At 36.3% G+C, this 7765-nt stretch carries 7 protein-coding genes; 6 read left to right on the forward strand and 1 reads right to left on the reverse strand.

Features of this window, described 5'->3' with window-relative positions; all coding sequences use genetic code 11:
- Positions 1–140 precede the first annotated feature (140 nt).
- The 3 genes from FRY97_RS21135 to FRY97_RS21145 are packed head-to-tail and all read left to right on the forward strand — an operon-like array spanning position 141 to position 5203.
- Complete coding sequence (locus FRY97_RS21135) at positions 141–443, forward strand: helix-turn-helix domain-containing protein (RefSeq protein ID WP_170254814.1); 303 nt, start codon at positions 141–143, stop codon at positions 441–443.
- On the forward strand, positions 443–3514 hold the full coding sequence (locus FRY97_RS21140; protein WP_147169617.1) for an Eco57I restriction-modification methylase domain-containing protein: 3072 nt from the start codon (positions 443–445) through the stop codon (positions 3512–3514). Before FRY97_RS21135 ends, FRY97_RS21140 begins: the two co-directional genes overlap by 1 nt.
- On the forward strand, positions 3515–5203 hold the full coding sequence (locus FRY97_RS21145) for an Eco57I restriction-modification methylase domain-containing protein (RefSeq protein ID WP_147169618.1): 1689 nt from the start codon (positions 3515–3517) through the stop codon (positions 5201–5203). It begins immediately after the preceding gene.
- 187 nt (positions 5204–5390) lie between these two features.
- Here FRY97_RS21145 and FRY97_RS21150 read toward each other — a convergent pair whose 3' ends face one another.
- Positions 5391–5738 (reverse strand): group II intron maturase-specific domain-containing protein, encoded by a 348-nt coding sequence (locus FRY97_RS21150; RefSeq protein ID WP_262712250.1) that lies wholly within the window; start codon positions 5736–5738, stop codon positions 5391–5393.
- A 232-nt stretch (positions 5739–5970) separates the two neighbouring features.
- On the opposite strand from FRY97_RS21150, the gene FRY97_RS23400 reads away from it, so the two are divergent.
- The 3 genes from FRY97_RS23400 to FRY97_RS21165 all read left to right on the forward strand — a co-directional run bounded on the left by FRY97_RS23400 (position 5971) and on the right by FRY97_RS21165 (position 7462).
- A complete protein-coding gene (locus FRY97_RS23400) occupies positions 5971–6084 on the forward strand; it encodes a transposase (protein ID WP_147169620.1) in 114 nt (37 codons plus the stop codon).
- 559 nt (positions 6085–6643) lie between these two features.
- Positions 6644–6979 carry a hypothetical protein gene (locus tag FRY97_RS21160; RefSeq protein WP_147169621.1) on the forward strand — a complete coding sequence of 112 codons (336 nt, stop codon included), beginning with the start codon at positions 6644–6646 and terminating at the stop codon, positions 6977–6979.
- A 24-nt stretch (positions 6980–7003) separates the two neighbouring features.
- On the forward strand, positions 7004–7462 hold the full coding sequence (locus tag FRY97_RS21165) for a type II toxin-antitoxin system VapC family toxin (RefSeq protein WP_147169622.1): 459 nt from the start codon (positions 7004–7006) through the stop codon (positions 7460–7462).
- The last annotated feature ends 303 nt before the right edge of the window (positions 7463–7765 follow it).

Genomic DNA, 7765 nt, shown 5'->3' on the forward strand with positions numbered 1-7765 from the left:
TGAAAAACCAATCGTACCAAAGCAAAGAGTGCTATCGCACACATTGCTTTTTTTCCAATGCTAAAAATCATAAAAAAAATTGACACCTTTTCTCTTGTTTTCTTTATATTTGCCATTATTTGTCAAGTCATAAAGTAATAATGAATAAGTTTGGAGATCTTATAAGGGCTAAAAGGGAAGAGCAAGAAATGCTCTTGCGACACCTTTCGGCAGAGTTAGATATTGACACCGCTCAAATGAGCAAAATAGAAAGAGGTGAACGTACCGCTAAGCGAGAACACGTTCAACAGCTCGTTACAATCTTTAAACTTAACAAAGCAGAAGCTATGTCACTTTGGTTGGCAGACCAAGTATATGCTGTAGTAGCGAATGAAGATGAGGCATTAAAGGCATTGATTGTAGCTGAAAAAGAAGTTAAATACCAAAAGAAAGTATCTAAATAATGGCGTATAAGATTTGCCAGAATATTGATGAATGCAGAGAACAACTAAAAGTTTTAGTTGATGCTTTTGGTAATGGGTATGTAGACTACAAGAAGGGTGCATATAGTGAAGCTCAAGTGAGAATTGATTTCTTAAATCCTCTACTCAAATCTTTTGGATGGGATGTTGATAATGAAGCACGTAAAACCCAACTGTACAGGGAAGTTATACAAGAAGAATCAATTGATGTTGAGGAAGAAGATAAAATAACTAAAAAGAACCCAGATTATACGTTAAAACAGTTTGGACAACGTTCCTTGTTTGTAGAAGCTAAAAAGGTTTCTATTAATATTACAACTGAAAAAGCACCAGCTTTTCAAACGAGAAGATATGGATGGAGTGCTAATTTACCTTTCTCAGTTCTTACTAATTTTGAGCACTTGGTATTTTATGACTGTACGGTAAAACCAGAATTAGAAGACCTTGCCTCTTACAACAGATATAAGTCATTTTGTTACACTGACTTCATTGATAATTTAGAAGAGTTATACTCACTACTATCATTTGAAGCTATCAAATCAGGAAGCTTAGATAGAATTGATACAGGCGACCTAAAGGGTGAAGAATCTTTTGACAGTCATTTCCTAAATCAAATTGAAAATTGGAGGAAAAAACTTGCTGAAAACGTAGTTGAAAATAATGCAGGTTTATCTCAAGATGACATTAACTTCCTTATCCAAAGGATGATTAATAAAATCATATTCTTACGAATATGTGAGGATAGAGAAATTGAAAAGTATGAGACCTTAAAAAGCATTAGCACCTATGATGAGCTAAAGATACTGTTTGTAGCTTCGGATAAAAAATATAACTCTGGTTTATTCTCGTTCATTGAAGATGATTTGGTTCAACAAATAACCATTGATGACCAAATACTAATTGATATTTTCTCTGAATTGTATTACCCTGTGAGTCCTTATGATTTCTCCGTTATTGATTCTGATATTTTAAGCCAAATATATGAGCAGTACTTAGGTAATAAAATCGAATTAGCAGATGACTATTCGGTTTCAATAGTACAGGAGCCAGAAGTAGTTGCTTCTAATGGAGTAGTGCCTACACCTAAAAGAATTGTAAAGCAGATTGTCAGTGAAACATTAGACAAACTATATGCAGAGGCTACCTTCGAAGATTCTTTGTTTTTTAGAATAGCAGATATATGTTGTGGCTCTGGTACATTTTTACTCTCTGTATTTGATTACATTCAACATTATCGTGAAGCATATTTTTTAGCCCAAGAAGAGATAGAAGATGATTGTTTAACAGAATTGTCCGAAGGGCAGTTTAGTTTGTCATTATCTGAAAAACATTCCATTCTTACTGATAATATTTTTGGCGTAGACATAAATCCTTATGCTGTCGAAGTAACTCATTTTAGTTTACTACTTCGCTTAATTGAAAATGAAAATGCTGTATCTATTCAAAGTTTTTTAGATAGCACAGGGCAGAAAGTATTGCCTAATCTTGACAATAATATCAAATGTGGAAACTCTCTTCTTGATGATGATTATTTTAAATTTGATGAAGATGCTGAGGACAATGACGAATTACTTTTTAAGATAAATCCATTCAATTGGGGTGAGGAATTTCCTTTTTTAGAAGATACTAATGGCTTTAATGCAATAGTAGGAAATCCACCATACGTTAGGATTCAAAATTTCGTGAAGTACTCACCAGAAGAGATTGAGTATTATAGAAGTAAGCATTCGCCCTATACTTATTCTAAAAAGGACCTTTTTGACAAATACTATCTATTTATTGAAAGGGCTATAAATCTACTTTGTGATGGTGGACGTGTCGGTTATATAGTACCTCACAAATTTTTTATTGTAAAAGGTGGTAAGAAGCTCAGAGCTTACATTACAAGCAGTACGTCTTTGGACAGAATTATTCATTTTGGAGTTACCCAGCTTTTTCCGAATAGAAGCACATACACCGCTATTGTTGTTTTTGTTAAAGCAGAAAAAGAAAATCTTGACTTTAGCAGAATAGATAATTTAGCTCCAAATGACATATTCCAAACAGCACCAGTTATCACTTATCTCAATGCTAATTTTGATGCTGCACCTTGGGTATTTGTTTCTGAAAATGCGGATAAGCTTTTCAAAAGAATTATTTCAAAAGGAACACTGCCATTAAAGGCTGTTGCTGAAATTCCAGTTGGGTTACAAACCAGTGCTGACCCAATTTATATTTTCACACCAACCAAAGAAGATGATACTCATTTCTATTTTTCGAAAGGCGATACAGAATATAAAGTTGAAAAAGGAATATGCAAACCTTCATTATATGATGTTAGTTTCAATGGTTTTGACACTGTTTCGGCTAATGGTCAAATGATTTTCCCTTACACTATTGCAGGAGATTCAGCAACAGTAATTTCAGAAGCTGATTTTGAAAATGATTATCCTGACTGTTGGGCTTACTTAAATCTATTTAAAGGTAAATTAGAGAAAAGAAGTATTAACGGAAAAGATCCAAAATGGTATCAATACGGTAGAAGTCAAAGTTTAACTAAATTCCACAACACCGATAAGATAGTGTTTCCTGTCCTTAGTCAGGGACCAAGCTATGTTATTGATGAAACAAACTTTCAATTCACTGGTGGTGGTAATGGCCCATATTATTCAATCACTTCGGACTCTAACTATTCAATTTATTACATAGCTGGTTTGCTCACTCACCCAGTTTTAGAAGCTATGGTAAAATCCAGAGCAAGCGAGTTTAGAGGAGAGTACTATTCACACGGGAAACAGTTTATTGAGAATTTACCAATAAAAGAAATTGACTTTACGGACAAAGACCAGAAGAATGCACATAATGAAATAGTTAAAAACGTAAAGTCTATCATAAAAGCTAAAGAGAGCTTAAATGGCATTAAAGTATATGCTAAACAGAGAATAATTCAACGTAAAATAAATAGATTATACAACAACCTATTCAATCAGATTGATGCCTTATACGGCTTCACTCAAGATGATATAGATTGCATAATTGGCGACAATTTATTTGCTGCACCAATAGAATCTTAAATGGCAGGTAAAGAACAAAATATTGATTTTGATAAGCTCAGAGGCGGTTATTATACACCTTCTCCAATAGCTGAGTTCATATGTTCTTGGGCAATCCAAAATGAGGAGGATATAGTTTTGGAGCCAAGTTGTGGAGACGGAAATTTTATTCAGGCAGCTATAGAGAGATTCAATGAGCTTGGTGTAAATGGTGATGAACTATACGGTAGACTGAGAGGTGTGGAACTTATTCCAGAGGAAGCAATCAAGGCTGCAAATCGTGCGGCTAATTTTGGCTTAAATAATGATACAATAGTCAATGATGATTTCTTTAGCTTTATCTCAAATCAAGAGAATCCTGTATTTAATTCGATAATAGGTAATCCACCATTTATAAGGTATCAGAATTTCCCTAAAAAGCATAGAGATATTGCTATCAAAATGATGGAAGATATTGGCTTAAAACCAAATAAGCTAACTAATATTTGGGTTCCATTCTTAGTAATATGTTCTACTTTGCTAAGTGAAAATGGTAGGTTGGGAATGGTTATTCCTGCAGAATTGTTTCAAGTTAAGTACGCAGAACAAACAAGAGTCTTTCTTTCAAATTTCTTTGAAAGAATCACCATAGTCACATTTAAGAAGTTAGTTTTTGATGGTATTCAACAAGAAGTAATCTTATTACTTTGTGAAAAATCAGTTACAAATGCTCACGGCATTAGAGTACTTCAATTAGATGATTTAGAAGAGCTTAATAATATTGATTTTGATGCAGTTGCTGAAACAGAAGTTGTAGAAATACAACACGATACTGAAAAGTGGACTAAATACTTTTTAAATCCAAGGGAGATAAATTTACTCAGAGAAATAAAAGATAGTAATCGTATTCCTTTAGCTAATGATATTTTAGATGCTGATGTAGGTATTGTTACAGGTCGTAACGAGTTCTTTATGTTAAAGCAATCTCAAGTTGCAGAATGGAAGCTACAAGATGTTACAACTAAGGTAGTGAGTAAGTCAAATCAATTATCGGGTATCATTTTTAATGAAGCTGACTTTGAATTTAATGCTCAAAAAGACCTACCTAATCAACTCTTTTTACCAGAGAACACCGAGTTCAAAAATTTAGACGAGAAAAGTAAAAAGTATATTAAATACGGTGAAGAAAAAGAGTTCCACACTGGTTACAAATGTAGAATTAGAAAAAGGTGGTATATCACACCTTCCTTATGGATTCCTCAAGGATTTGCTTTAAGACAAGTGAACCGCTATCCAAAATTAGTTCTTAATCAAGTTGAAGCCTCTTCGACTGATACTATCCATAGAGTAAGATTTATATCTGAAGTCTTTAGTCCTGAAAGCATAGTTATCTGTTTTCTAAACTCATTAACTTTTGCTTTTTCAGAGGTGACTGGAAGAAGTTATGGTGGTGGAGTAATGACTTTTGAACCCACTGAAATTGAAGAGTTACTAATTCCTGTAGTTGAAGAACACGGAATTGATGTAATGCTCATAGATGAATTAATTCGTGAAGATAGGATTGAAGAAGTTCTCGACATCGTAGATAGAGCGGTACTCATTGAACATTATGGTTTCTCATTAGAAGAGACAATGGAATTTAGACAGATTTGGAAAAAAATGTCTGACCGTAGAATTAACAGAGGAAAGTCTGCCAAATCAAAACCAAAGAAGAAGGATGAGTTAGTATAATGGAAATGCCAACGCAATATACAGCACATTGCAATCCTCGTTCCTGCGGTTGCAAAGAGCTGCAAGTCAATGCAAAAAAAATAATAAAGTCGAGTAGAGCAGGGAACTGACTAAGCAGTTCCCCACCCTCTCACAGAACCGTACGTGAGCCTCTCGATTCACACGGCTCTTCAGGACTAGAAGATCATTAGGGGGTATAGCCGTATTTCCAATGCTCAAACAGGTTAGGGAAGTCGCTGGCGATTTCCTTCAACTTCTGCCAAGCTTGGTATTTACGCCTTCGGAATGATTTGTACTTGTTGGTGATCCAACGCACCAAGCGAGCGTTCAATGCCGAAAATACCTCTCTTAAAGCTGATGGGTAAAATGGAGAGAAATACCTGATCCATCCGCGCAGTTTGGGGGCCAGAGATTGAGCGATTTGCTCCAAATCTGCTCCCGTTGCCCGGTGGATTTTGTACTTCATAATCTGATTGCGAATATGGCGGGCGGCTTTCGTGCTGATTGCTGCACAATAGCCCCTCCATAGGTTCACTTTGCTGTCTTTAACCTCATAAATTTTGCGAAGCTGAAAGCTAAAGCCCAGAAAATCAAACTTGGTTTGCTGAGTACATGACAAAAGTTTTTATTTCTAATATGACCGATTTAAAATCGACGATTTTTAAAGAAAATCGAGAAAATTAGCACAAAAATTGACGATTTGCGGTATTCATATTAAAGTTTTACAGTTTTGTCATGTACTCAGAACTTCGTTTAAAAAGTGAACAATGGCAAACCGGAGAAAATTCACATCCGAATTCAAGAAGAAGGTAGTTTTGGAAGCGCTGCAAGAGCGTGTTACGCTAGCAGATTTAGCGCAGAAGTATGAGTTGCACCCCTAGCAGATTACAACATGGAAGACGCATTTCATAGCGAATGCAGCCCAAGTATTTGACAATGGGAGCGCTCCATCAGGGAAGGGTCAATTTATGGAAAAAGAACGCGATGGCCCAGCCACCCATCCGGGAGCGGGGCCAGGGGTTTGTTGGCTGCCGCTGCCTTGCCCCCCCTGAACAGCCTCTTATACGGTTTCTGTCCAGCCTGCCCTGTAGCTTTAGCGTATCAGGGTCCGTACCAGCATTTGCAGTGAGGCCCGGAGCCGCCCCACGCGCCCTTGCGGCTTGCCAGGCAGCTTCACCAACTCGCTACCAGTGGACTTGCACCACTTAGAAAACTCGCTATCTTTATAGCGAGGGGAGCCCATTCCGGGCACACACAAAGTGTAGCTGCCCATGCCGCCTAAACGGCGGCACGTCAGCTACACCGGCCGTTGCAGGCAACATGGTGTAATCGTAAGTATCTGATAGTCAATTAATAAAAGCGGCGGCTGGTTTTTGGGAACTGATAAAGTCTCGAGATTGTTCTAATAAGTTGTAAATTGGATCGAAGGAAATATGCTAATTGGAAGAAGACAGAAAAGTAAATATGATGGATCAAGCAGTAAATACAAATAAACTTAGGAAAGATATTATCAATGTGTTAACAAGGATTGATGATGTCAAAAAGCTAAAACTAATCTTTCAACAGGCGGAAGAGATAGAAGAGATGAACATTGTTGAGGATGAACAAAGCCTAAATGTTGAAGACGGGATCGTTGAAGTAAGAGAGGGAGTAACCATAGATCAACTTTTAAAAGAACAAAACTACAAACCGATCAATTACCAAGAATTCAAAAGCCTAACCGATGAAATTGAGTGGGAACATTCTTTAGAAGAACTATTGGAAAACCTTGATTAACAATCTGATTAGTTTGTAAAGCAAATGGATATAATACTGGATACGAATTTACTGTTGATATATAGCCGAGGAACAGAGGTGTCAGAACAAATTGAAAAGAAATACGGAATATTCAAGAACCAGAATAGACTTATGATATCAGTAGTAACTCTAGGAGAATTAAATGCATTAACCAAAAAATTAGGAATAGGAGATAGCCGAAAAAAGAGATTAGAAAAGACTCTTGAAAGAATTGCAAAGATCAATGTGAATATAAAAGAGGTTATTGACCGTTATGGAGATATAGATGCCTTTAGCCAAGGTAAATTAGCAGATAGAAAAGTTGACTTTAGTTCAAGAAATATGGGGAAGAATGATATATGGATAGCCGCCACCGCTAGCGTATACAAATTGAAATTATATACAACAGATAAAGACTTTGATCATTTAGCAGGTGAATTTATCGATTTGGAGTTCATTGATATTGAAAAATATAGGCGATAAAAACTGCAGCCAACAATGGCTACATGCCATGCCGGTAAAAATCTTCGAGAAGAAAATGGAGATGGAAAAACCTGCGCAGGCAGCAAAAGCCAGGCTTCGCCAATTTGGTCTTTCGCTGCCTGCGCTAGCATTTGTGAAATGGAACGAAAATGGTAAATTTAGAGTCCGGCACGTCACGTAGCCGGACCGTTGGGTACAATAAAACAAAAAGAGTATGAGAAAAAAGATTATTCTGCTGAGTATTTGCTATTTATTAGCTGTGTCTGCCAAAAATTAGGACAGCCATTATTTCTTAACTTCGTT

It is taken from the genome of Phaeodactylibacter luteus, from assembly GCF_007993045.1.
In the GTDB taxonomy this organism is placed as follows: Bacteria; Bacteroidota; Bacteroidia; order Chitinophagales; family Saprospiraceae; genus Phaeodactylibacter; species Phaeodactylibacter luteus.